This window comes from Stenotrophomonas sp. 85239_Sma (assembly GCF_056481725.1).
The window spans coordinates 2,764,463-2,788,513 of sequence record NZ_CM151163.1 but is presented as its reverse complement, the minus strand read 5'-3'; the positions used below and the strand labels follow the sequence as shown (position 1 = coordinate 2,788,513).

The following is a 24,051-nucleotide window of genomic DNA, read 5'->3' as shown; positions in this document are numbered from 1 at the left end:
AGTGCGGGAGGTCAGGGCGCACGCCAGACGGTGGGCTCGGGTTGCGGCTTGGGAATGCGGTAGCCGCCGATGTGTTCAAGCAGTTCATTGGTGCGGCGCTGCTCGGCCAACAGCTCTCGCAGCAGATTGCGCACCGCGAAGATCGCGAACGGCACCAGGATCCATATCAGGCTGATTCCCAGCGCAAACAGGGTCAGCAGGGCTCTGCCACCTTCCATGTAGGGCACTCCTCTTCGAAAGCAACCACGCTAGCACGCAGTTGCTGTCGAGGGATGTCAGCCGTTGTACCGTAGATGGATCAGGGGATACGGACGGCCCTGCGAATCAAGCGGTGAGCGGCCGGTTTCGACGAAGCCCATGCGGACGTAGAAGCCAACGGCCTGTGCGTTCTGTTCGTTGACGTCGGTACTCAGCTGCGGATGCAGGGCCAGTGCGTGCTGCAACAGCTGCCGGCCGATACCGGTACCGCGGACGTCCGGATCGATGAACAGCGCTTCCATGTGCGTGCCGTCGATCAGCATGAAGCCTACGGGCCGATCCTGCGCATCGACGGCAACGGTCATCGGCACCTGCGGCAGGAAGCCAGCCACTTCGGCTTCGATGGCCTGGCGGTCATCGGTACTGAGGAAGTCGTGGGTGGCGTCGACGGCGCGACGCCAGAGGTCGACGAGGGCGGTGCCGTCGCTGGCGCGCGAGGGGCGCAGGGTGGTCATGGGGTCACCAAAGTGCTTGACAGGAACGCGCAGTATGAAGTGTCCCGACCGCGCCTGCAGAAGCGGATTCATCCGGTGTGGCGATGGCGGATGAACGGGCTGTAGGCTGTGGCCTCCGCGCGCAGCACCACGCCATCCTCGAAGTCCTCGCTGTCGTTGAAAAGCACGATCGGCCACTGCGTCCACTGAGCGAGCCGTTCCCGGTAGTTGCGTGCAGCCATGGCGAGCGCCTCGTCGTGCGCCTGCGCGCGCTCCGGTGCAAGCCCTGAACGCACGCCGTGCACCACATGCGGTTCCATCACCTCGAAGCCTACGTAGCGCAGGCTGTACATCAACGGCCACAGCAACAACCGGGTATCTCCCTCGCGGCCGTCGGCTGCGCAGGCCTGCGCCGATGATCCGGTGGTGACGCTCAGCAACGCGCGCTTGCCCCGCATCACGCCGTGCTCGTGGCGCTGGCGGCTGTTGTACATCGGCCCGTAGACCAGCACGCGGTCCAGCCAACCCTTGAGGATGGCCGGTGCCGCGAACCACCACAGCGGGAACTGCAGGATCAGCAGGTCGGTGGCCTGCAGCAGCTGCAGATGGCGCTGCACCTCGGCGGGCAACTGGTCGTGTTCGGCGCTGTAGCGTTGTTCGCGCTGGGCATCGAAGCGCTCGGGCTGCAGGCGCCGTGGATGGTGCCAGGCCGCTTCCAGCGGATCGAAGCCCTCTGCATACAGGTCGACCATGTCCACCTGCAGATGGTCGTGCCGCAGCTGCTCGGCGGCCTGCGTGGCCAGATGGGCGTTGAACGAGCGGGGTTCCGGATGGGCAAGCAGGATCAGGGCGCGCATGGGGCGAGGCGTTGGCGGAGTGTGCGACCATCCTCGCGATGCCGGGGTGCCCCGGCAATTACGCACCTTGAGGTAACCATGGCCTATCCGGGCGATGTCTATGCCGCCGATTGCTCGGCACGCGATGCGCTGGCGCTGATCTCCGGCAAGTGGGTGATGCTGCTGTTGCCAGCGTTGGCGCAGGGCCCGCAACGCAACGGCGCACTGCTGCGGAAGATCGAAGGGATCTCGCAGAAAGTGTTGACCCAGACCCTGCGGCAGCTGGAGCGCAACGGCCTGGTCGAGCGTTGCGATCTGGGCAGCAAGCCGCTGCATGTCGAGTACCGGTTGACCGAGGTTGCGCGCAGTCTGGTGGACACCCTGAACGCGCTGGACCGTTGGGCCGAGCACAACTTCCCGGCACTGGACGCTGCCCGCGAACGCTTCGACGCGCGCTAGCGGAACCTGCACGGCCGTGGGCGTACAATGCGGCCCCGGCGGCCATCCTGGCCCTGCATATACGCGAGAACCGCCATGACCGATGCCCTGGGTGTGCCGGTGCACGACGCCGATGAACATTGGATGCGCCATGCGCTGGCGCTGGCCGAGCGTGCGCAGCGCGAGTTCGATGAAATTCCGGTGGGAGCGGTGCTGGTCGGCGCTGATGGCCAGCTGCTGGGTGAGGGCTGGAACCTCAACATCGCTTCGCACGACCCCAGCGCGCATGCCGAGATCGTGGCAATGCGTGCCGGTGGCAAGCTGCTGGCCAACCACCGGCTGCTGGGCAGTACCCTGTACGTGACCCTGGAACCGTGCGCGATGTGCGCGATGGCGATCGTGCATGCACGCGTTGCCCGTCTGGTCTACGGCGCCAGCGACCCCAAGACCGGGGCCTGCGGCAGCGTGTTCGACCTGCTCGGCGATGCCCGCCACAACCACCGCGTCGAGATCCACGGCGGGGTGCTGGCCAAGGAGGCCAGCATGCGCCTGACCAACTATTTCCGTGCCAAGCGTGGCAAGCCGCCGCTGCTGCTGGAAGACCATGCCGGCGAGGCCTGAGGGGCGAACGGGTATGATGGGCGCCTCTTTCCATTACCGGTAGGCCGCGCGCCTGCCCAGCAACGAGGCGACACATGGCGGACAACGGCGCGGCCAACGAACGACTGATCTGGATCGACCTGGAAATGACCGGGTTGGATACCGACAACGATTCGATCATCGAGATCGCCACCGTGGTCACCGATGCCCAGCTCAATGTGCTGGCGGAAGGGCCGGAATTCGCCATCCACCACCCGCTGGAAACGCTGGAAGCGATGGATGAGTGGAACCGCAACCAGCACCGCCGTTCGGGCCTGTGGCAGCGCGTGGTGGACAGCACCACCACCCTGGGCCAGGCCGAGGCGCAGACGGTGAACTTCCTGGCGCAGTGGATCCCGGCTGGCCTGTCGCCGATGTGCGGCAACTCCATCTGCCAGGACCGCCGCTTCCTGCATCGCCAGATGCCGCGCCTGGAGAAGTACTTCCACTATCGCAACCTGGACGTCTCCACCGTGAAGGAACTGGCCAAGCGCTGGGCGCCGAACGTGGCCGCCGGTGTTGGCAAGAACAGCAACCACACCGCGCTGAGCGACGTGCACGATTCGATCGCCGAGCTGCGCCACTACCGCCAGTTCATGGGCGCGCTGTCCGGGCTTTCGACACCTTGACCGGTCGTGCCGGCCGCCGGCTGGCAATTCCAGGGCTTTCGTGAGGTCCAACAGGTTGCCGGCCAGCGGCCGGCACTACGCTTCGTTCAACTCCCTGGCGCTAAGATCGGCGCCATGAACGAGCCCATCCTGCTGCCCCGCGACATTGCCCACGACGCCCGCGACTGGTCCGACCTGCAGCGGGCGGTGACCCTGCTGGAAGCCCCGACCCTGACCGCACGCATGGCCAACCTGGTCGGCACGCCGCTGGAATTCGCGGTGAAGGCGCTGCCCAGTTCGGTCTCCAACCGCATCCATGGCGCGGTGCAGGCGGCGCTGTCCAAGTCGGCGCAGGCGGCGCTGTGGAGCATGGACAACACGCCCGGCAAAGGGGCCTCCACGCGCTGGCACAAGGTGGCGGCAGCCACCTCGGGCGCGGTCGGCGGGGCCTTCGGCTTCGCGGCACTATTCATCGAGCTGCCGGTGTCGACCACCATCATGATGCGCGCGGTGGCCGATGTGGCCCGCAGCGAGGGCTTCGACCTGTCCGAGTTCAGCACCCGCCAGGCCTGCCTGGAGGTGTTCGCGCTGGGCGGCAACTCGCCGCGCGATGATGCCAGCGAGACCGGCTATTACCTGGCCCGTGGCTTTACCACCGATGTGATGCGCCATCTGTCGGCCGAGCTGGCCGGGCGCGTGGTGACCGGCCGCGACCTGACCCTGGGCGTGGCACCGAAGGAGGCTGGCAAGCTGCTGGCGAAGATGGTGGAAAAGGTGGCGGCGCGCTTCGGCGTGGTGGTCACCGAGAAGTTCGCGGCACAAGCGGTGCCGATCGTCGGCGCGGCTGCCGGTGCGACACTCAATACCATGTTCACCGATTACTACCAGGACATGGCGCGCGGCCACTTCATCGTGCGCCGGCTGGAGTTGAAGTACGGGGAAGATGTGGTGCGCAGCTGCTATGACCGCGTGGCACACGGCGCGGTGAAGATCGAGCCGACTCTGTAACCGGCTTTGGGGTCAGAGCCCTTTGCGTTGCAAAGGGATCCGACCCCGGTTGCGCGTGGGGTCGGATCCTCTTCCGCAGGCAGGGGCTCTGACCCCTGGTCACGCCATCCTTGCCTCGGGGGAACAATTGTTTTGCCAGCGCATGCCTGTTGCGCGGCAGCCGGCATCCCCATCCTTTGCGGTACTCCCCCCCCGCAAGAGATTGCCGCCATGATGTTCACCCCCCACCGCCTGGGCGCGCTGACGTTGCCCAACCGCATCGTGATGCCGCCGATGACCCGGTCGCGTGCTGCCGATGGCAACGTCGCCACCGCGGAAATGGCCGCCTACTACGCGCAGCGGGCCAGCGCGGGCCTGATCGTCAGCGAAGGTACCCAGATCAGCCCGCAGGGCCAGGGCTATGCCTGGACCCCGGGCATCCACAGCCCGGAACAGGTGCAGGGCTGGCGCCGGGTGACCGATGCTGTGCACGCTGCCGGCGGTCGCATCTACGCCCAGCTGTGGCACGTGGGCCGGGTCTCGCATGTGGCCCTGCAGCCCGGTGGTGCCGCGCCGGTGTCGTCGTCGGCGTTGCTGGCCGAAGGCGTGAAGGTGTTTGTCGACCCCACCGGCGCAGGCCCGGAAGCGGGCGTGGGTGAGATGATCCAGCACTCGATGCCGCGTGCGCTGACCGAAGGCGAGATTCCGGGCGTCGTCGCCGACTACGCCCAGGCTGCACGCAATGCGCTGGAGGCCGGCTTCGACGGCGTAGAACTACATGGCGCCAACGGTTACCTGATCAACCAGTTCATCGACTCGCAGGCCAACCAGCGCACCGACGCCTATGGCGGCTCACTGCAGAACCGTCTGCGTTTCCTGCGCGAGGTTGTGCAGGCGGTGATCGCGGTGGCCGGCGGTGATCGCGTGGGCGTGCGTCTGGCGCCGTTGACGACGCTGCAGGGCGCGGTCGACGATACGCCGCAGGCGACCTATCTGGCGGCTGCCCACCTTCTGGGTGAGCTGGGTGTGGGCTATCTGCACATTGCCGAAGCCGACTGGGACGATGCGCCGCTGATGCCGGTGGCGTTCAAGCAGGCGCTGCGCATGGTCTACCCGGGTACCCTGATCTACGCCGGCAAGTACACCGCCGAGCGCGCCGAGCAGGCACTGGCCGAAGGCTGGGCCGACCTGATCGGCTTCGGCCGCCCGTTCATCGCCAACCCGGACCTGCCTGAGCGCCTGCGTCTGGGGGCGGAATTGAACCTGCCGGATCGGGCGACGTTCTTTGGCGGTGGCGCGGTCGGATTCATCGATTACCCGACGCTGGAAGAGAGCGTCGCGGCCTGATCCGGGACGAGTGGGTGCCGACCGATGGTCGGCACTCCCGATCAGGGCTTGTCGCGTACCAGGGCATCGGCCTCGACCACGCCGCCATCCTTGCCGTGCAGGTACAGGTGCATGTCCTGCTGCGGATACGGAATGTTGATGCCGGCCTTGTCGAAGCCCAGCTTGAGCTGCTCCAGCAGCGTGACCTTGGTGCCGAACCAGTCGGCCGACTTCACGTAGCAGCGGATGCCAAGATTGATCGCGTGCGCCCCCAGCTCGTAGACGACCACGTCCGGTGCGGGTGCCTGCAGCACGCGCGGGTCGGCCTTCATCAGCGCCAGCGCCGTGTCGCGTGCCAGCTGGATGTTGTCTTCGTAACCGATGCCGATCACCAGTTCGACGCGGCGGGTCGGCTCGGCGGTGAGGTTGATGATCGGTGCGGCGGTGATCAGCGTGTTGGGAATGGTGGTGTGCTGGTTGTCGGCACCGGTGATGACGGTCTGGAAGATGCGCACTTCGCGCACCGTGCCGGTCTGGCCGGCCACGGTCACCACGTCGCCCACGCGGAACGGGCGCAGCGTCACCAGCATCACGCCCGACGCGATGTTGGACAGCGAATCCTTCAGGGCAAGGCCAACTGCCAGGCCAGCGGTACCGAGCACGGCCAGCAGCGGGGTGATCTGCACACCCAGCGTGCCGATCGCCAGCACCACTACGATCACCAGCGACGCGGCGTACACCACGTTGCGCAGGAAACTGCCCAGCATCGGGTCCACGCCCATGCGCGCGGTGGCGCGCGGCATTGCGTTGGATAGGCGTCGCGCCAGCCACATGCCGACCAGCAGCACCACGATCGCGGCCAGCAACGGCACACCGTAAGTTTCCAGCAGGCGCTCCCAGTCGAGCGAATGGAACCAGGGCGTTGCGGTGGGGGCGGGTGCTGCGGCGGCGATCATGCGGAAATCCTTTGCTGCGGGGGAAGTCTGCGCGGGGCAGGGCGTACGTGGACGCCAGAAACAGCAAGCCCCGCAGAGGCGGGGCTTGCGTGCAGCAGCAGTATGGGCCGACGCCGATGAACACGGCGTCAGCCTGTGGCCATCACGGCATCAGCCGTTGGCCTTCAGCTTGGCCAGGCGCAGCCAGGTATCGACCACGGTATCCGGGTTCAGCGACACCGACTCGATGCCTTCCTGCATCAGCCATTCGGCCAGATCCGGGTGATCGGACGGGCCCTGGCCGCAGATGCCGACGTACTTGCCCTTGGCACGTGCTGCCTTGATCGCCATCGACAGCAGCTTCTTCACTGCCGGGTTACGCTCGTCGAACAGGTGCGCGACGATCGACGAGTCGCGGTCCAGGCCCAGGCTCAGCTGGGTCAGGTCGTTGGAGCCGATCGAGAAGCCGTCGAAGATCTCCAGGAATTCATCGGCGAGCAGTGCGTTGGACGGCACTTCGCACATCATGATGATCTTCAGACCGTTCTCGCCCTGCTTCAGGCCGTTCTGTTCCAGCACCTCGATGACCTTGCGGCCTTCTTCCAGGGTGCGCACGAACGGGATCATGACCCACAGGTTGTCCAGGCCCATTTCGTTGCGCACGCGCAGCACGGCCTTGCACTCCAGCGCGAAGGCGGCCGAGAAGCTCGGGTCGACGTAACGGCTGGCGCCGCGGAAGCCGATCATCGGGTTCTCTTCGTGCGGCTCGTAGTTGCTGCCGCCGATAAGGTTGGCGTACTCGTTGGACTTGAAGTCCGACAGGCGCACGATCACGGCGTTCGGGGCGACCGAGGCGGTGAGGGTGGCGATGCCTTCGGCCAGGCGGTCCACGTAGAAGCTGACCGGATCACCATAGCCGGCGATCTTCTCGTCGATCTTCTTCTTCGTCGCTGCGTCCTGGCGGTCGTATTCCAGCAGCGCGTTCGGGTGGATGCCGATGTGGCTGGCAATGATCATTTCCAGGCGGGCCAGGCCGATGCCGGCGTTCGGCAGCTGGCCGAAGTCGAAGGCACGTTCCGGGTTGGCCACGTTCATCATGATCTTCAGCGGTGCCGGCGGCATGTTGCCCAGATCGGTGGTGGTGCGCTCGAAGCCGAGCTTGCCTTCGTAGATGAAGCCTGTATCGCCTTCAGCGCAGCTGACGGTGACCAGCTGGCCATCTTCGATCACCTTGGTGGCATTGCCCGAACCGACCACGGCCGGCACGCCCAGCTCGCGCGCGATGATCGCGGCGTGGCAGGTTCGGCCGCCACGGTTGGTGACGATGGCCGAGGCGCGCTTCATCACCGGCTCCCAATCGGGATCGGTCATGTCGGCGATCAGCACGTCGCCCGGCTGCACGCGGTTCATGTCGTCCAGCGTCTTCACCACGCGGGCCACGCCCGAGCCGATCTTGGCACCAACGGCGCGGCCTTCGGCCAGCACGTTGCCGCCCTTTTCGGTCAGCGCGAAGCGCTCGATCTGGGTGGCGTGGCTGCGCGACTTCACCGTCTCCGGGCGCGCCTGCACGATGAACAGCTTGCCGCTGACACCGTCCTTGGCCCACTCGATGTCCATCGGGCGGCCGTAGTGCTTTTCGATGACCAGCGCCTGCTTGGACAGTTCCTGCACGTCCTCGTCGCTGATCGAGAAGGTGTTGCGCAGTTCGACCGGGGTGTCCTCGATCCTGACGCGCTCACCCGGAACATCCGAATACACCATGCGGATGGCCTTGCTGCCGAGCGAGCGGCGCAGGATCGCCGGCTTGCCGGCCTGCAGGGTGGGCTTGTAGACGTAGTACTCGTCCGGGTTGACCGCGCCCTGCACGACCATTTCGCCCAGGCCGAACGAAGAGGTGACGAACACCACGTCGCGGAAGCCGGATTCGGTGTCCAGGGTGAACAGCACGCCGGAGGAGCCGACGCCCGAACGCACCATCAGCTGCACGCCGGCGGACAGGAACACGTCTTCATGCTTGAAGCCGTGGTGCACGCGGTAGGCGATGGCGCGGTCGTTGTACAGCGAGGCGAACACTTCCTTGACCTTGTGCACGACGTCGTCGGCACCGGTGACGTTGAGGAAGGTTTCCTGCTGGCCGGCGAAAGACGCATCCGGCAGATCCTCGGCGGTGGCCGAGGAACGCACGGCCACGGCCACGTCGCCGCCGCCATTGTCGGCGCTCAGCTTGGCGTAGGCGCTGCGGATGTCCTGGTCCAGCTGCGGCTGCAGCGGCGCATCGATCACCCAGGTGCGGATTTCCTTGCCGGCGGCGGTCAGCGCGTTGACGTCCTCGACGTCCAGCGTGGCCAGCTTGTCGAAGATGCGCTTGGACAGATCGTTGTGCGCGATGAAGTCCTTGAAGGCTTCAGCGGTGGTGGCATAACCGCCCGGCACCGAAACGCCCAGACCGGCGAGGTTGCCGATCATCTCGCCCAGCGACGAATTCTTGCCGCCTACGCGGGCCAGATCGGCCAGACGCAGTTCGTGCAACCACAGGATGTTCTCGTTCAAGCGCGATGCTCCGTTTGGCCATCGCCCGAGGCGGGCTGAATGGCCGCGTCCGTAGGAAGAAGCCGATATGATGCCGGGCAGACCACCGTCGGCACAAGCTTGTGCTGGCGGCCTTTTTAAGCTTCGTAGGGGGTAAAAGCGCGCATGTCGACCATCCGTCCGGTGTTCTACGTTTCCGATGGAACCGGTATCACCGCTGAAACCATTGGGCATAGCCTGCTTACCCAGTTCTCCGGGTTCAGCTTCATTACCGACCGCATGTCGTTTGTCGACGACCCCGAAAAAGCGCGTGAAGCCTGTGCCCGGATCCAGGCGGCAGGGGAGCGGTACCAGGTCCGGCCGATCGTGGTGAACTCCTGCGTGGACCAGAGCCTGAGCCTGATCCTGGCCGACAGCGGGGCGCTGATGCTGGATGTGTTCGCGCCGTTCATCGAGCCGCTGGAGCGTGAACTGGCCAGCCCACGCCTGGCCCGGGTCGGCCAGGCCCACGGCATGGTCGATTTCGACACCTACCACCGCCGCATCAACGCGATGAACTTCGCCCTGACCCATGACGACGGCATCGCGGTGAACTACGACGATGCCGACGTGATCCTGGTGGCGGTGTCGCGCGCCGGCAAGACGCCCACCTGCATCTACCTGGCCCTGCATTACGGGGTACGCGCGGCCAACTACCCGCTGACCGACGAAGACCTGGAAAGCGACCGCCTGCCGCCGCGCCTGCGCAACTACCGGCGTAAGCTGTTCGGCCTGACCATCGACCCCGACCGCCTGCAGCAGATCCGCCAGGAGCGCCGTCCGAACTCGCGCTACGCCAACCTGGACACCTGCAAGCGCGAGGTGGCCGCGGCCGAGACCATGTTCCGCATGGAGCGGATCCCGACCCTGAGCACCACGCATACCTCGATCGAGGAGATTTCCAGCAAGGTGCTGGCCACGCTGGGGCTGCAGCGCGAGCTGTATTGATCCGTCGCCGCGACCAACGGGCGTGGCCTACCTGTGTGGCGGGCATTACGCCTCCTCCGCGGTGGGTATCGGCCGTTGGTCGACACCGAGTCCCTTTGGTCAGGGCGATCCCGCCCCCACGTTGAAGCACCAACGTGTAGGATCGACCCATGGCCCAAGCCTCGCCCCGCACCGAACGCATTCCCCGCCTGAGCCGGTTGAGCTGGCTCATGGGCCTGTACGCGGAAAACTACCGCCACCTGGTGCGCCTGTTCGAACCGGCCGGACTGGTGGCGGGCAGCTACATTTCCTCGATCGGCGACGGCCTGGACGTACGCCTGGACGTGATCGAGTGCCACCGCTACACGGTGGAACTGCGCCTGACCTACGACCTGGCCGACCCGGTCACCGGTGAACCGGATCCGTCGGCCTACGTGCGCCTGTATCGTGATGCGCGCCAGGCGGAGACCACGCACTGCTACGTCGGTCGCCGCTGGCAGGACACCATGGGCCTGTACCCCCCGCCGGCGGAGCTGATCAGCCATCGCATGCGGATGAACACCTTCCTCGGCAAATGGCTGGAATACCTGGCCGAACGCGGCCACGGCGTCGCCACCCTGCGCCGCGATCCCGATGGCGCCGCTGCGCCTGCCGAACGCCGCCTGTCGCTGGTGCGCTGATCGGCCATAATCCACGGCTGACCTGCCGCTGGATGCCGCCCCATGCCGTACACCCCGATCGTCGCCACCCTGGGCTATGTGCTGTCGCCTGATCGTCGCCAGGTGCTGATGATCCACCGCAATACCCGCCCTGGTGACCACCACCTGGGCAAGTACAACGGACTGGGCGGCAAGATCGAAGCGGACGAGGACGTGGCGGCCAGCATGCGCCGCGAGATCGTCGAGGAGGCCGGCATCCACTGCACCGACATGCACCTGCGCGGCACCATCAGCTGGCCGGGCTTCGGCAAGCATGGCGAGGACTGGCTGGGCTTCGTCTTCGTCATCGACGGATTCGAGGGCACCCCGCATGGCGGCAACCACGAGGGCACGCTGGAGTGGGTGGACCTGGACAAGCTGGACACGCTGCCGATGTGGGAGGGCGACCGCAACTTCCTGCCGCTGGTGTTCGACGCCGACCCGCGCCCGTTCCACGGCGTGATGCCGTACAAGGACGGTCGCATGGTCAGCTGGTCCTACAGCCGGCTGTGACCCGACGAATCGGTGGATGCCGACCTTTCGGGTGGGTGCCAACCTTGGTTGGCACGCTCTTCTGGCTGGTTAATACCCGGGCAATATTGACTCGCGCAAATTACCCGGGCAATATTCCCGCATCGCCTCCGATGCCATTGCCATGCCTGCGTCCCGACTTCCTCCCTTCAGCTGTTTCGACGGCCATCGCCTGGTCGCTTCCGGTACCCCGGAAGTTGCTGCGCTGGCGTTGAAACAGCTACGTGCCGATAACGCCACCGGTCCGCTGCTGGTGTTCGACAACGCCAGCGGCCGAACCCGCGATTTCGACACGCGCGGCAGCGACGCAGAACTGCTGGCGCGGGTGGCCGAGTCGCTTCCCGCCGTGGAGGCGGATGCGGATGTCACTGCCGAAGGGGCGCCCGCAACCCCGCGTGGCCGCGGCCGCCCCAAGCTGGGCGTGGTCGCCCGCGAAGTGACGCTGTTGCCGCGCCATTGGGCGTGGCTGGCCGAACAGCCGGGTGGGGCCTCGGTGGTGCTGCGCAGGCTGGTGGAAGCGGCCAGCCGTGCCGGTGCTGACGAGGACCGGCAGCGCCGCCATAGCGAGCGTGCCTATCACTTCCTGCAGGCCATCGCCGGTGACCTGCCGGGCTTCGAGGAGGCCATCCGCGTGCTGTTCGCGCACGATCGCGCGGGCCTGGAGGCGGCACTGCATTCCTGGCCCTTGGACGTGCGTGAGCACGCCCTGCGCCTGGCCTTCGAAGACGCTGGCGGCTGAGCCATCGCGCCGTTGCTGAGCGACGGCGTCATCTGATTGCGGGCCGCGGCCCGCTTCCCCTGTGCTTGCTTTGCTGGCGGAAACGCCGGGCAGGGCGGCGCCTTGCCCAGAGAATCCCATGAGCCCCCCCGTACATCCGATATCCCCGGCGGCACCCCCGCTGTGGCGCGCCTACCTGACGCTGCTGCTGCCGATGCTGCTGACCAATGCGCTGCAGCTGGCCGCAGGCACGCTGGACAACATCTATCTTGGCCACCTGCTTGGCACACAGGCGGTGGCTGCAGCCGCCGCGTTCTTCCCGGTCTTCTTCCTGTTGCTGGCCCTGGTGATGGGCCTGGCCACGGGCGCAATGGTGTTGATCGGCCAGGCCTGGGGTGCGGGCCGCCCGCAGCAGGCACGCGCGGTGGCTGGCAGCGCGGTGGCGCTGATCCTGCTGTTATCGGTGCTGGTGATGGCCCTGGGCGGCGGTTTCGCGCCACAGCTGCTGGCGGCGCTGGCCACGCCGGCAGCGGTCCTCAGTGAGTCCATTGTCTATGCACGCGTGCTGCTGCTGGCGGCCCCGGCGTTCTTCCTGCTATGGCTGGCCACCGCCGTGAGCCGTGCAGTGGGCGATGCGACGTCGCCGTTGCATGCGCTGCTGCTGGCCACGGCGGTCGGCCTGCTGTGCACGCCGCTGCTGATCCTGGGCGGGGCGGGCGCGCCGCAGCTGGGTTCGGCCAGTGCGGCCGTATCCGCGGCGTTCGCGTCGCTGCTGGCACTGGTCTGGTTGCTGTGGCGTTGGCATCGGCTGGGACATCCGCTGGCGCCGGGCCGTGACCTGCTGCGCGCCATCCGTTTCGATGGCGCGATCATCCGCGCGATGCTCCGCATTGGCGTGCCGTCTTCGTTGCAGATGCTCAGCCTGGCCATTGCCGAGATCGTGTTGCTGGGCTGGATCAACCGCTACGGATACACGGCCACGGCCGCCTACGGTGCGGTCAACCAGTTGATGAGCTGGGTGCAGCTGCCGGCGATGTCACTGGGGATCACCGCCACCATCCTCGCGGCGCATGCGATGGGCGCGGGGCGTACGGAACGGCTGTTCGCCATCGCCCGCACCGGCGTGCTGCTTGGCCTGGCGATACTGAGCGCGGTGGTGCTGCTGGTGATGGCGCTGGCACCCTGGCTGACTGGGCTGATCCTGGTGGCGACCGAAGCGCGCGAACTGGCCACGCTGCAGTTGCGCACAGTGGCGTGGGGCGTGCTGGCGATGGGAGGCAGCACCGTGCTGGTCGGGGTGATGCGTGGCAGCGGAACGGTTTTGCTGCCCGCGTTGCTGGGCATGGCGGCGGTACTGCTGCTGGAGCTGCCGCTGGCGATGTGCTTGCAGGCGCGGCATGGGCTGGCGGGCGTGTGGTGGGCGTGGCCGCTGGGGTTGCTGGCGATGCTGGTGATGCAGGTGTTCTGTTTCGCGCGTTGGCGGCGACGGGTGCAAGGCGGGTAATGCCGGCCGCTGGCCGGCAACCCGGAACGGTCGGGGCAGCCGGCCAGCGGCCGGCTCTAACACTTCAGCGCCGCTGTGCCAGCAGCAGGTGGAAGTGTTTTTCGCGGGTCTGGCCGTCATTGCCGCTCGCGGTTTCGCGGTGGCTGCGCCAAGCCGAGACGCGGAAGCCGGATACCCGCAGGGCCAGCTCCACCGCGTCCAGCTCATGCAGCTGGAAGTCGGCAGCGAACGGCAGGCTGCGCATGAAGGCAGCATCGCCAAAGGCCAGGCACAGGCGGCCGCCCCGGTGCAGTACCCGCGCCAGTTCGTCCAGCACCGGTGCCAGGTTCGGCCAGAAGTACAGGGTATTGACTGCCAGCGCCGCATCCATCGAGGCATCGCTGACTGGCAGGAGGTGGGCATCGCCATGGCGCATCGCGGCACGGTCGGCCAGCCCGCCGGCGGCCAGGCGCTGATTGCCGGCCTCGACCATGGCAAAGGACAGTTCGATCCCCAGGTACTGGCTGTCGGCGGCCTGCAGAAGCTCGGGTGCGAAGGCGGCGTTGCCCGGACCGATCTCCAGGATGCGTTCGCCTGCCGACACCGCCAGCAGGCTGATCGCCGCGCGGTTGAGCGCGCCGTTGCTGCGATTCATTGAATCGGCCACCGCCAGTGCGGCGTCGCCGTGGGGCTGCCGCAGCTGCGCGGCCAGGGAGGAGGCATCCAGCATCGTCATCGTCGTCCGTCGGTGGGTTTCGGACGTGGCGGCGGCGGGCCCGCCGGTGACCATAGCGCCGACTCCGCGGCTTGGGAAGTAGGGAAACCCCGCGGAAGGGTGATGAGGAAATGTCCACCGTCGCAGTCGGTGAGATCTGGTTGTCCACAGGGGGTGTGGATTACGCGTGGGCAACTTTGTGGATAAGCCGCGACAGGCGCCACCCCCCTAGGCTGTCAAGATGGGTGGCGAAAAATTCACCGCCGGTGAGGATGGGTGAGGGAGCGGTGAAGGGTGGATCCTGTCGGCGCTGTCGCCAGCGGCGGCGCTCGCGGTAACCTGTGGGCCTTGATGCTCCGTGAGACCCCATGAAACGTCACTTCTCGATGCTGCGCGAATTCCAGCTGGCCGACTGGTTCACCCTGGCCAATGCTTTCTGCGGCACCGGTGCGGTGTTCGCCGCGATGCGCTTCCTGCAGGACGGCGAGCGCGGGTACCTGCTGTTCGGCATGGCGCTGATCCCGCTGGCCTTCATCTTCGACGCCCTGGACGGGCACATCGCGCGCTGGCGCAAGTCCAGCTCCACCCTGGGCCGCGAGCTCGACTCGCTGTCCGACGTGATCTCCTTCGGCGTGGCGCCGGCAGCGCTGGCGTACGCTTGTGGCATGCAGGGCGGCTGGGATTGGCTGGTGCTGAGCTACTTCGTCTGCTGTGGCGTCAGCCGCCTGGCGCGCTACAACGTCACCGCCGAGGCGCTGGCCGGCGACGAGGGCAAGGTCAAGTATTTCGAGGGCACCCCGATCCCGACCAGCCTGGTGCTGGTGATCGTGCTGGCGATCGCCGCCGGCACCGATGCCATCGGCCAGAACATCTGGTTTGGCCAGTGGCAGATCGGCCCGTGGCAGCTGCATCCGATGGTGTTGTTGTTCGCCCTGTCCGGGTCGCTGATGATCAGCAAGACCCTGCGTATCCCCAAGCCATGAGCCAGCCCTGCGGAGGCCTGCGATGACCAGCTCGGCCCACGATGCCGGCAGCAGCGATTTCGAAACCCTGGCCCGGCAGTACTTCGGCGCTTGGGGCGATGCCCTGCGCCATGCGACCACGCCCGGTGCGCCGGCTGGCGATGACCCGGGCAGCTGGAAACGGCTGTTCGACTGGTGGGGCCAGCTGCTGCCCGAACAGGGGCCGGGCGCGCCGGAAGATGCCCTGCGCCGGTTCCGCGAACAGGCGGGCAGCTGGTACGGCACCATGCAGGAAGTCGCTGCACGGTTTGCCGGCCGCGACGCCAGCAGTGCCGAGGTGGCCCAGGCGTGGCGTGAGGCGGTGCAGGGGCAGGGTGACGGCATGCTGCAATGGATGCTGCAGGGCGCCCGCGGCAGCACCCACGCCGGCGCCGCGGTACCGGAATTCGCGGCTTGGCTGCAGCAGTTCCAGCTGCAGGCCGGTCCGTGGCTGCAGAGCCCGGCATTCGGCCCCGGCCGCGAGCACCAGGCGCGCTGGCAGGCCCTGCTGCGTGCGCAGGAGGAATACCAGCAGCATTCGCGCGCGTACGTCGATCAGATCAAGCAGGCGCTGGACGAGGCCTTCGCGCTGTTCGAGCAACGCCTGGCCGAGCACGAGCAGCCGGGCAGCCAGTTGACCAGCGCCCGCGCGATGTTCGACCTGTGGATCGAAGCAGCCGAGGAGGCCTACGCCAAGGTCGCCATGTCCGAGCCGTTCCAGCAGGTGTATGCCTCGCTGGGCAACGCGCAGATGCGCCTGCGCGCCGGCCTGCAGCGCGAGGTGGAACAGATGAGTGAACGGATCGGCCTGCCGACCCGCAGCGAGATGGACGCCGCACACCGCCGCATCGCCGAGCTGGAGCGCAGCCTGCGCCGCCTGCAGGCGCAGGTGGTGGCCATGGCCGGTACGGGCGAAGTCGATCCGGTGGCACAGCCCGCACCGGCGAAGGTGAAGCCGGCCGCGCGCAGGGCCACGAAGAAGACGGCGCCGGCAAAGCCTGCAAAACAGGCCGCAACGAAGAAGACACCTGCGAAAAAAGCGTCTGCGAAGAAGGCCGCGCGTCGCACTTCCACTCGGGCGCGTGACCGATGAAGGGGCCGCTGGGCTTCAACGCCGATGACCTGATGCAGGAAACCCTGGCCATGCAGCGCAAGCTGATGGAAGGGCTGAAGCTGCTGCCGCAGGTGGAAGACGTGGACTATGGCGTGACCGCCCGCGAGGAAGTCTGGCGCGACGGCAAGGTCGTGTTGTACCGCTTCGTCGGCGAGCAGGCACCGGCCCGGCGCACGCCGCTGCTGATCGTCTACGCACTGGTCAACCGGCCGTATATGGTCGACCTGCAGGCCGACCGTTCGCTGGTGCAGAAGCTGCTGGCGCTGGGCCAGGATGTGTACGTGCTGGACTGGGGCTACCCGGACCGCTCCGAGCGCTTCCAGACCTTGGAGGACTACCTGCTGCGCTACATCGATGGCGCGGTGGATGCGCTGCGCGCGCGCAGCGGTGGTCCGGTGGACCTGCTGGGCATCTGCCAAGGCGGCGTGTTTGCACTCTGCTACGCCGCGCTGCGTCGGCAGAAGCTGGGCAAGCTGATCACCATGGTCACCCCGGTCGATTTCCACACCACCGACAACATGCTTTCGCATTGGGCGCAGCAGGTGGACGTGGACCTGCTGGTCGACACGCTGGGCAACATCCCGGCTGACCTGATGAATGCCAGCTACCTGATGCTCAAGCCATTCCGCCTGAACGTGCAGAAGTACGTGGGGCTGCTCGACATCCTCGATGACAAGGCGGCGCTGGAGGATTTCCTGCGGATGGAGAAGTGGATCTTCGATTCGCCGGACCTGGCGGGCGAGGCGTTCCGTGACTTCATCAAGCAGTTCTACCAGGGCAACGGGTTGGTGAACGGCACGGTGCGGATCGGCGAGGAAGCTGTGGATCTGTCGCAGGTGACGCTGCCGGTGCTGAACATCTACGCCGAGCAGGACCATCTGGTGCCGCCGGATGCCTCGCGCGCGATGCGCGGGCGCCTGGGCACCGAGGACTACACCGAGTCCAGTTTCCGTGGCGGGCATATTGGTATCTATGTGTCTGGTCGTGCCCAGCGGGAAGTGCCGGCGACGATCAATGACTGGCTGAAGGCGCGTGACGCGTGAAGCCCGCTTCGATTTCTGTAGCGTCGAGCCATGCTCGACTGCATGGAGAATGATGATGTCGCAAAGGATTTCGAAGCTGCTTGCCGCACTGCTGTTGGCAGCGCCTGTGGCCCACGCCGCGCCCAGTGCGGATGCACGGCGGGAGATCGCCCAGCTGATCTCCAGCCTGGACGGCTCCCAGTGCCGGTTCCAGCGCAATGGCAGCTGGTATGAAGGCGGCGATGCGCGCGCGCATCTGCAGCGCAAGTACGACTACCTGCTGAAGAAGGACATGGTGGACAGCGCCGAGCAGTTCATCGAGCGCGCCGCCAGCCAGAGCAGCATGAGCGGCAAGCCTTACCGCATCCAGTGCCCGGGGCAGCCTGAACAGACCGCAGCGGCCTGGTTCGGTGCCCGCCTGCAGGCACTGCGTCACCGCACGCCGTAGACATGGGGGCGGTGTAGAGTCGCGGCGTGCTCGACTGATTCTGCCCGCAAGCCGAGGAGGCACCGCCATGAACATGACGCCCAAGACGCTGTCGCGTTCATTGAACGACCGCATGATCGCCGGCGTGATGGGCGGCATTGCCCATCGCTTCGGCTGGAACGTCACCCTCCTGCGGGTGGTCTACGTGCTGCTGTCGCTGGCCTCGGCCGCCTTCCCCGGCATTCTGGTCTACCTGATCCTGTGGCTGCTGATTCCGAACGAGGCGGATTGAACACCGCCGCTCGACCCTGGCGGCTCTGGCTGCGCGCGCTGCAGACGCTGGGCGCAGCATGGACGCTGCCCAACACACTGATCGGCGTGATCGGCGGCTTGGCCGGCATGCTCGGCGGCGCGACGCTGCGATGGAGCGGGCGGGATTGTGCGCTGGTGTTCGACCGCTGGCCGTGGGGGCCGGGTGGGGCGATAACACTGGGCAATGTGATCCTGCATACCGGCCACGATCTTGGCATTTCCTGCCGCACCTATGCGCATCAGGCGGGGTGGGGCGTGGAACCGTTGATCCGGCTGGACGACCACGAGCGCGCGCACGTGTACCAGTACATGGTGCTGGGGCCACTGTACCTGCCGGTGTACCTGCTGTGTGGCGGAGTGAGTGCGCGCAATCCGTTCGAGCGCGCGGCGGATCATTTCGCCCGGTTCGGGCGTGGCTGGTGGCCGTAGGTTCCCGCCAACGGCGCAGCCCCTCGTGCCTTGGTCGCGGAATGCGTTTCCATGCGATTGGGCCGGGCGGGATGGGGTCGCGGCGTCCCCGCCAGTCCCAGCCACCCGGCCAGCCCATGGGAAACCGGCTTTTCGCGATCACCCCCAAACCACCCACAAGGGGCAGCGCCGTCGGCGGGAATCCCCTGCGGGTTCGTTAGCCGGAGGTTAAAGATCCGTAAGCATTCTGCTGCGATCCCGCAGTCATCTGCATGCAACCGATCGTCATTAGCCTTCGTGACGTTCCAGTCAGGTTCGACGCGGTAAGCTCTCCCCCGATGAGCTCGCAGCATCGCTCATCGAGTGCAGTACGCAGTAGCAATTTGGAGGAATACATCACATGGCAATCGTTCTTTATGTCGGTGGTAGCAAGGATGGCGAGAAGGGCGTGGTGCCCTACGGCTTCAGCAAATCCCGCGCTGACACCGCGCTGGGGCCGGAGTTCTACACGGAGCGGTTCATGGAACTGCAGGGTGTCGGCAAGGTCCGCCTGATGGCCCTGGAAAGCATGCGCGACGACATCGTCATGCAGCGCGCCGCCCGCCACTACCGCTGACCTTCGCAACACGCGGCAGGGCGCGCCCACCATCGTGCGCCCGCGCCGGCATCCCAGCCCAGGGCCAGTCCGAGCCCTCTCTTCGCCAGGATGCCGGCGTCCAATCCGGCCTGGCCGCTGAACCTCGTCCCCTGTCAATGCCTTGTCCGGCTCCGTCGCGGATTGCCAGAATGGGGTCTTCCCGTAACGCGGCACAGACCTGAAGCAATGCACGACGCCAAGAACGCCCAGAGCGCGCTCGCCCAGCAGATCGCCCAGACCATCGCCGACGAGATCGGTGCCCAGACCGCCCAGGTACGCGCCGCCGTCGGCCTGCTCGACGAGGGCGCCAGCGTTCCGTTCATCGCGCGCTACCGCAAGGAAGTGACCGGAGGCCTGGACGACACCCAGCTGCGCAACCTGGAAGTGCGCCTGACCTACCTGCGCGAACTGGAAGACCGCCGCGCGGCAGTGCTGGCCAGCATTGGCGAGCAGGGCAAGCTCAGCGACGAACTGCGCAACGACATCCTGGCGGCCGATACCAAGAGCCGGCTGGAAGACCTGTACCTGCCGTACAAGCCCAAGCGCCGCACCCGCGCCCAGATCGCCCGTGAGGCGGGCCTGGAGCCGCTGGCCGACGGCTTGCTGGCCGATCCGACGCAGGACCCGCAGATCTTCGCCGCCGGTTTCGTCGATGCCGACAAGGGTGTGGCCGACACCAAGGCCGCGCTGGAGGGAGCGCGCGCAATCCTGATGGAGCGCTGGGGCGAAGATGCCGCGCTGGTCGGCGAGCTGCGCACCTGGCTGGGCGAGACCGGCGTGATCCGCGCGCGCGTGGCGGAGGGCAAGGAAGCCGAAGGTGCCAAGTACCGCGACTATTTCGAGCATGCGGAGGCGCTGGCAAAGATTCCGTCGCACCGGTTGCTGGCACTGTTCCGTGCGCGCCGCGAGGAGATCCTGTTCCTGGAGCTGGACCCGGGCAGCGATGCCGAGGCCGGCCACCAGTACGCCGAAGGGCGCGTGGCGCGCAAGGCCGGCATCGCCGACCACGGTCGTGCCGCTGACCGCTGGCTGCTGGATGCCTGCCGCCTGACCTGGCGCGCCAAGCTGCATACCCATCTGCTGCTGGACCTGTTCAACCAGGCCCGCGAGAAGGCCGAAGCCGAGGCCATTGCGGTGTTCGGCGACAACCTGAAGGACCTGCTGCTGGCCGCGCCGGCCGGCGCGAAGACCGTACTCGGCCTGGATCCGGGCATCCGTACTGGCTGCAAGATTGCTGTGGTTGACGCCACTGGCAAGCTGGTCGCCACCGACACGATCTATCCGCACGAACCGCGCCGGCAGTGGGAGCAGTCGCTGCAGACGATCAAGCAGCTGTGCGCCAAGCACAACGTGGAACTGATCGCGATCGGTAACGGCACCGCCAGCCGCGAAACAGACAAGCTGGCCGGCGAAGCGATCAAGGCCGCCGCCAATCCGAAGCTGCAGAAGGTGGTGGTCAGCGAGGCCGGTGCGTCGGTGTACTCGGCGTCCGAGTTCGCGGCCAAGGAGTTCCCGGACCTGGACGTGTCGCTGCGTGGCGCGGTGTCGATTGCACGCCGCCTGCAGGATCCGTTGGCCGAACTGGTGAAGATCGAGCCCAAGGCGATCGGCGTTGGCCAGTACCAGCACGACGTGGACCAGTACCGCCTGGCACGGGCGCTGGATGCGCGCGTGGAGGACTGCGTGAACGCGGTCGGCGTATACGTGAACACCGCGTCGGCTGCGCTGCTGTCGCGGGTGTCCGGCCTGTCGGCCACGGTGGCCGAGAACATCGTGCGCCATCGCGACGACAACGGCCCGTTCAAGCGTCGCAAGGACCTGCTGAAGGTCGCGCGCCTGGGCGAAAAGACCTTCGAGCAGTGCGCCGGCTTCCTGCGTATCGCCGATGGTGACCAGCCGCTGGACGCCTCGGCGGTGCACCCGGAAGCCTATCCGGTGGTTGAACGCATCGTCGCCAGCACCTCGCGCCCGATCAAGGCACTGATCGGTGATGGCAGCTTCCTGCGTGGCCTGAAGGCCGAGCAGTTCACCGATGCCACCTTCGGCGTGCCGACCGTGCGCGACATCCTGAAGGAACTGGAGAAGCCGGGCCGCGACCCGCGCCCGGAGTTCAAGGCGGCGCGTTTCGCCGAGGGCGTGGAGGACATCAAGGACCTGCGCGAGGGCATGGTGCTGGAAGGTGTGGTCAGCAACGTGGCTGCGTTTGGTGCCTTTGTCGATATCGGCGTGCACCAGGACGGCCTGATCCACATTTCGGCGCTTTCCGATACCTTCGTGAAGGACCCGCGCGACGTGGTCAAGGCCGGTGACATCGTCAAGGTGAAGGTGCTGGAGGTGGATGTGGCGCGCAAGCGCATCGCCCTGACCCGGCGCCTGGACGATACCCCGGGCCAGGCCACCAGCCGCCCGGGTCAGCGTGATGAGCGCGGCCAGGGCCAAGGACCGCGCCGTGACGCTGGCGGCCAGAACCGTGGGCCGAACCGCGGCCAGGGCGCTGGCGGCCGTCCGGCCCAGTCTGCGCCGCCGGCCAACAATGCCCTGGCCGAGGCCTTTGCCCGGGCCAAGCGCAGCTGAGGATCGTGCCCCCCGTCACGCTTGATTCGTGGCGGGGGACTTGTCGGTTTTCCCCGTGATTGCGCACACTTGCGCCTGAGGGGGGCGTTTGGCCTCCCCGCTGTCGCTGGGGAGGGCCATGACGCCAGCACGACCCGCCGTCTTCGTTGCAGGCCGCAGCGCTCCGCTGCGGCCGGCGCCTGCCCGTGCCGGCAGGGGGCCGGATTGATGCCGGGCCAGGGCACCCACGGCAATGGACTGCTGGAGCGCCGCCTGCAGGAGTTGGCGGAAGAGCGTCGCCGCTTGGCGATGATCATCGACGGTACCGCTGCGGGAACCTGGGAGTGGAACGTGCAGACCGGCGAGATGCGGGTCAATGCGCGCTGGGCCGAGATTGTCGGTTACCGCCTGGAAGAGCTGGAACCGATCTGCCAGAAGACGTTCCTGAAGCTGGTGCATCCCGATGACATCGCGCTGTCCGATGCGGCGCTGGATGAGCATTTCGAAGGACGCAGCGACAACTACGCCTGCCTGCTGCGCATGCGCCACAAGAACGGCCAGTGGATCTGGATCCAGGACCGCGGGCGGGTCTTCGAGTGGGACAGGCAGGGCAAGCCGTTGTGGATGGCCGGCGCGCATGCCGATGTCACCGAGCTGCAGCAGGCGAGGCAGGACGCGGCCGAGACCCGGCAACGCCTGCAGGCCGTGGTCGATGCGTCCGACGAGGTAGCGGTGATCGCCACCGATACCGATGGCACCATCACCTTGTTCAACACGGGGGCGGAGCGTCTGCTGGGCTACAGCGCGGCGGAGGTGGTCGGCCAACGGCGGCTCGATGCCTTCCACGATCCGGATGAGCTGAAGGCATGGATGCGACCGCTGGCCGATGTCCATGGCAATCTTCCTGACGTGTTCGAAGCGCTCAGTGCACGCGCCGACGGACAGACCTATTCGCGGCAGTGGATGTTGCTGCGCAAGGACGGCCAGCCACGGCAGGTGCGCCTGTCGATCAGCCGCATGGATGGCGCCGAAGGCGCGCGCATCGGCTATGTCGGCATGGCCATCGACATTACCGAAATCCTGCAGGCGCGCGCGGAGGCGCGGCTTTCGGCGGAGAAGTTCGCCGGGGCGTTCACGTCTGCCGCGCTGGGCATGGCCCTGGTCTCGCTGGAGGGGCGCTGGCTGGATGTCAACGACGCACTGTGCCGGATCCTGGGTTACCCGCGCGAAGAGCTGCTGCAGGTCGATTTCCAGCGCCTGACCCATCCCGATGACCTGCAGGCCGACCTGGCCCTGGTGCGGGACCTGCTGGACGGACGGCGCAGCCATTACCACCTGGAAAAGCGCTATCTCGACCGCGACGGCCGCATCATATGGGCCCGGCTGTCGGTGTCGCTGGTGCGCAACGAGCATGGCGAACCGCTGCATTTCGTGTCGCAGATCCAGGACATCACCGCCCAGCGCAGCAGCGAGCAGCGCCTGTTCGAGAGTGAACAACGCAGCCGCATCACCCTGGATGCGGTGGCTGACCTGGTGCTCAGCGTCAGCCTTGATGGCCGCATCGACTACGCCAACGCGGCCGCGGTGCGTACCCTGGCCGGGGATGGCGCGTTGTCGCTGGCCGGACACAAGGTGCAGGACGTGCTGGCGTTGACCACCGAGTACGCGCCCGGCTCGGTATTGGATGTGTCAGTACTGCTGGACCCGGAGAGCAATGCGGTGGACCTGCACGCCGACCTGCTGCTGCGGCTGGGCACGGCAACGGTACCGGTGGACCTGACCCGCGCCTGGCTGCGCGATGATGAAGGCCATGTGCGCGGTGCAGTCTGGGTGCTGCGCGACGACACCCAGCAGCGCGCGCGCCAGCGCGAAGCCCGGCACCTGGCCGAGATCGATCCGTTGACTGAGCTGAGCAACCGCCGCGGCTTCGAGGTGCACCTGCAGCAGGCGATCACCCGCGTCGAGCGCACCGGTCAGGCAGCCTCGCTGATGTACATCGATCTGGACCGCTTCAAGCCGGTCAACGACACCTGGGGCCATCTGGCCGGCGATGCCGTGCTATGGGCGGTGGCCAGCGTGCTGCGCCATGGCGTGCGCGATTCGGACGTGGTGGCGCGGCTGGGGGGGGACGAATTCGCGGTGATCCTGTCCGGTTGTACGCCACGTCGTGCGGCCCGTATCGGTGGTGAACTGCTGCACACGCTGGCCTCCCTGTCGATTCCGTGGGACCAGGACCGGCTGCGGGTCGGTGCCAGCATTGGTATCGCGCCGTTGGCCAGCGGCATGAGCGTGGACCAGGCGGTCGCTGCGGCTGATGCCCAGTGCTACCGGGCCAAGGCGTTGGGCCGCAACAACGTGCAGGTACAGGGCGAGCTGTCCGAAAGTCCGGGTGACGACGGCGAACCGGGCTGAACCGGTCCGCACCACCGGGAGCCAGCGCGGTGCCGATGGGGCACTGGGCGTTGGATTGGAGCGG

The 24,051-nt window shown here is 67.0% G+C and carries 25 protein-coding genes; 19 read left to right on the top strand and 6 right to left on the bottom strand.

The window, feature by feature from the left end:
• Positions 1-11: 11 nt before the first annotated feature.
• The 3 genes from ACYKG1_RS13080 to ACYKG1_RS13070 form a co-directional block, all read right to left on the bottom strand.
• Positions 12-218, bottom strand: coding sequence for a hypothetical protein (locus ACYKG1_RS13080; RefSeq protein ID WP_087922941.1), 207 nt, complete (start codon positions 216-218; stop codon positions 12-14).
• Positions 219-275: 57 nt separating this feature from the next.
• Positions 276-713, bottom strand: a complete 438-nt coding sequence (locus tag ACYKG1_RS13075) for an acetyltransferase (RefSeq protein WP_478470692.1) — start codon at positions 711-713, stop codon at positions 276-278.
• A 68-nt stretch (positions 714-781) separates the two neighbouring features.
• On the bottom strand, positions 782-1,549 hold the full coding sequence (locus ACYKG1_RS13070) for an NAD(P)H-dependent oxidoreductase (RefSeq protein ID WP_100473202.1): 768 nt from the start codon (positions 1,547-1,549) through the stop codon (positions 782-784).
• 78 nt (positions 1,550-1,627) lie between these two features.
• Here ACYKG1_RS13070 and ACYKG1_RS13065 point away from each other — a divergent pair, with 78 nt between their 5' ends.
• The 5 genes from ACYKG1_RS13065 (at position 1,628) to ACYKG1_RS13045 (ending at position 5,547) form a co-directional block, all read left to right on the top strand.
• The gene (locus ACYKG1_RS13065; RefSeq protein WP_100473201.1) at positions 1,628-1,987 is read left to right on the top strand and encodes a winged helix-turn-helix transcriptional regulator; all 360 of its coding nucleotides are present in this window, start codon (positions 1,628-1,630) and stop codon (positions 1,985-1,987) included.
• Positions 1,988-2,062: 75 nt separating this feature from the next.
• Complete coding sequence (tadA, locus tag ACYKG1_RS13060) at positions 2,063-2,587, top strand: tRNA adenosine(34) deaminase TadA (protein ID WP_262083133.1); 525 nt, start codon at positions 2,063-2,065, stop codon at positions 2,585-2,587.
• 74 nt (positions 2,588-2,661) lie between these two features.
• The gene (gene orn, locus ACYKG1_RS13055; protein WP_100473199.1) at positions 2,662-3,234 is read left to right on the top strand and encodes an oligoribonuclease; all 573 of its coding nucleotides are present in this window, start codon (positions 2,662-2,664) and stop codon (positions 3,232-3,234) included.
• 114 nt (positions 3,235-3,348) lie between these two features.
• A complete protein-coding gene (locus ACYKG1_RS13050; protein ID WP_100473198.1) occupies positions 3,349-4,221 on the top strand; it encodes an EcsC family protein in 873 nt (290 codons plus the stop codon).
• 210 nt (positions 4,222-4,431) lie between these two features.
• Complete coding sequence (locus ACYKG1_RS13045) at positions 4,432-5,547, top strand: alkene reductase (protein WP_478470691.1); 1,116 nt, start codon at positions 4,432-4,434, stop codon at positions 5,545-5,547.
• Between the two features lie 41 nt (positions 5,548-5,588).
• Here the strand turns inward: ACYKG1_RS13045 and ACYKG1_RS13040 are convergent, their stop codons facing one another.
• Together ACYKG1_RS13040 and ppsA are read right to left on the bottom strand one after the other, a co-directional pair.
• The gene (locus ACYKG1_RS13040; protein WP_049422444.1) at positions 5,589-6,482 is read right to left on the bottom strand and encodes a mechanosensitive ion channel family protein; all 894 of its coding nucleotides are present in this window, start codon (positions 6,480-6,482) and stop codon (positions 5,589-5,591) included.
• A gap of 150 nt (positions 6,483-6,632) precedes the next feature.
• Positions 6,633-9,011 (bottom strand): phosphoenolpyruvate synthase, encoded by a 2,379-nt coding sequence (ppsA, locus tag ACYKG1_RS13035; protein WP_262083131.1) that lies wholly within the window; start codon positions 9,009-9,011, stop codon positions 6,633-6,635.
• Between the two features lie 144 nt (positions 9,012-9,155).
• Between ppsA and ppsR the strand changes: the two genes are divergently transcribed.
• The 5 genes from ppsR to ACYKG1_RS13010 all read left to right on the top strand — a co-directional run bounded on the left by ppsR (position 9,156) and on the right by ACYKG1_RS13010 (position 13,407).
• Complete coding sequence (gene ppsR, locus ACYKG1_RS13030) at positions 9,156-9,977, top strand: posphoenolpyruvate synthetase regulatory kinase/phosphorylase PpsR (protein WP_005417170.1); 822 nt, start codon at positions 9,156-9,158, stop codon at positions 9,975-9,977.
• Between the two features lie 149 nt (positions 9,978-10,126).
• Positions 10,127-10,636, top strand: a complete 510-nt coding sequence (locus tag ACYKG1_RS13025; RefSeq protein WP_100473195.1) for a DUF1249 domain-containing protein — start codon at positions 10,127-10,129, stop codon at positions 10,634-10,636.
• Positions 10,637-10,678: 42 nt separating this feature from the next.
• Entirely contained in the window at positions 10,679-11,167 is a 489-nt protein-coding gene (locus tag ACYKG1_RS13020) for an NUDIX hydrolase (RefSeq protein ID WP_478470690.1), read from the top strand.
• A 142-nt stretch (positions 11,168-11,309) separates the two neighbouring features.
• Complete coding sequence (locus ACYKG1_RS13015; RefSeq protein ID WP_478470689.1) at positions 11,310-11,924, top strand: DUF2239 family protein; 615 nt, start codon at positions 11,310-11,312, stop codon at positions 11,922-11,924.
• Between the two features lie 118 nt (positions 11,925-12,042).
• Complete coding sequence (locus ACYKG1_RS13010) at positions 12,043-13,407, top strand: MATE family efflux transporter (RefSeq protein ID WP_478470688.1); 1,365 nt, start codon at positions 12,043-12,045, stop codon at positions 13,405-13,407.
• Between the two features lie 64 nt (positions 13,408-13,471).
• On the opposite strand, the gene ACYKG1_RS13005 is transcribed toward ACYKG1_RS13010, so the two are convergent.
• Entirely contained in the window at positions 13,472-14,122 is a 651-nt protein-coding gene (locus ACYKG1_RS13005) for a class I SAM-dependent methyltransferase (RefSeq protein ID WP_100473192.1), read from the bottom strand.
• A 347-nt stretch (positions 14,123-14,469) separates the two neighbouring features.
• Between ACYKG1_RS13005 and ACYKG1_RS13000 the strand changes: the two genes are divergently transcribed.
• The 9 genes from ACYKG1_RS13000 (at position 14,470) to ACYKG1_RS12960 (ending at position 23,987) form a co-directional block, all read left to right on the top strand.
• Complete coding sequence (locus tag ACYKG1_RS13000; protein WP_100473191.1) at positions 14,470-15,084, top strand: CDP-alcohol phosphatidyltransferase family protein; 615 nt, start codon at positions 14,470-14,472, stop codon at positions 15,082-15,084.
• Between the two features lie 22 nt (positions 15,085-15,106).
• Positions 15,107-16,195, top strand: a complete 1,089-nt coding sequence (phaE, locus tag ACYKG1_RS12995) for a class III poly(R)-hydroxyalkanoic acid synthase subunit PhaE (protein WP_478470687.1) — start codon at positions 15,107-15,109, stop codon at positions 16,193-16,195.
• Positions 16,192-17,259, top strand: coding sequence for a class III poly(R)-hydroxyalkanoic acid synthase subunit PhaC (locus tag ACYKG1_RS12990; protein WP_478470686.1), 1,068 nt, complete (start codon positions 16,192-16,194; stop codon positions 17,257-17,259). Before phaE ends, ACYKG1_RS12990 begins: the two co-directional genes overlap by 4 nt.
• A 52-nt stretch (positions 17,260-17,311) precedes the next feature.
• Positions 17,312-17,686, top strand: a complete 375-nt coding sequence (locus ACYKG1_RS12985; RefSeq protein ID WP_100475212.1) for a YfeK family protein — start codon at positions 17,312-17,314, stop codon at positions 17,684-17,686.
• Between the two features lie 73 nt (positions 17,687-17,759).
• Positions 17,760-17,957, top strand: a complete 198-nt coding sequence (locus tag ACYKG1_RS12980) for a PspC domain-containing protein (RefSeq protein WP_202908150.1) — start codon at positions 17,760-17,762, stop codon at positions 17,955-17,957.
• The gene (locus ACYKG1_RS12975) at positions 17,954-18,406 is read left to right on the top strand and encodes a hypothetical protein (RefSeq protein ID WP_100473187.1); all 453 of its coding nucleotides are present in this window, start codon (positions 17,954-17,956) and stop codon (positions 18,404-18,406) included. The genes ACYKG1_RS12980 and ACYKG1_RS12975 overlap by 4 nt, the downstream gene beginning before the upstream one ends.
• A gap of 379 nt (positions 18,407-18,785) precedes the next feature.
• Positions 18,786-19,001, top strand: a complete 216-nt coding sequence (locus tag ACYKG1_RS12970) for a hypothetical protein (protein WP_006452005.1) — start codon at positions 18,786-18,788, stop codon at positions 18,999-19,001.
• A gap of 207 nt (positions 19,002-19,208) precedes the next feature.
• Positions 19,209-21,596, top strand: a complete 2,388-nt coding sequence (locus ACYKG1_RS12965) for a Tex family protein (RefSeq protein ID WP_100473186.1) — start codon at positions 19,209-19,211, stop codon at positions 21,594-21,596.
• A 207-nt stretch (positions 21,597-21,803) separates the two neighbouring features.
• Positions 21,804-23,987, top strand: coding sequence for a PAS domain S-box protein (locus ACYKG1_RS12960; protein ID WP_478470685.1), 2,184 nt, complete (start codon positions 21,804-21,806; stop codon positions 23,985-23,987).
• The last annotated feature ends 64 nt before the right edge of the window (positions 23,988-24,051 follow it).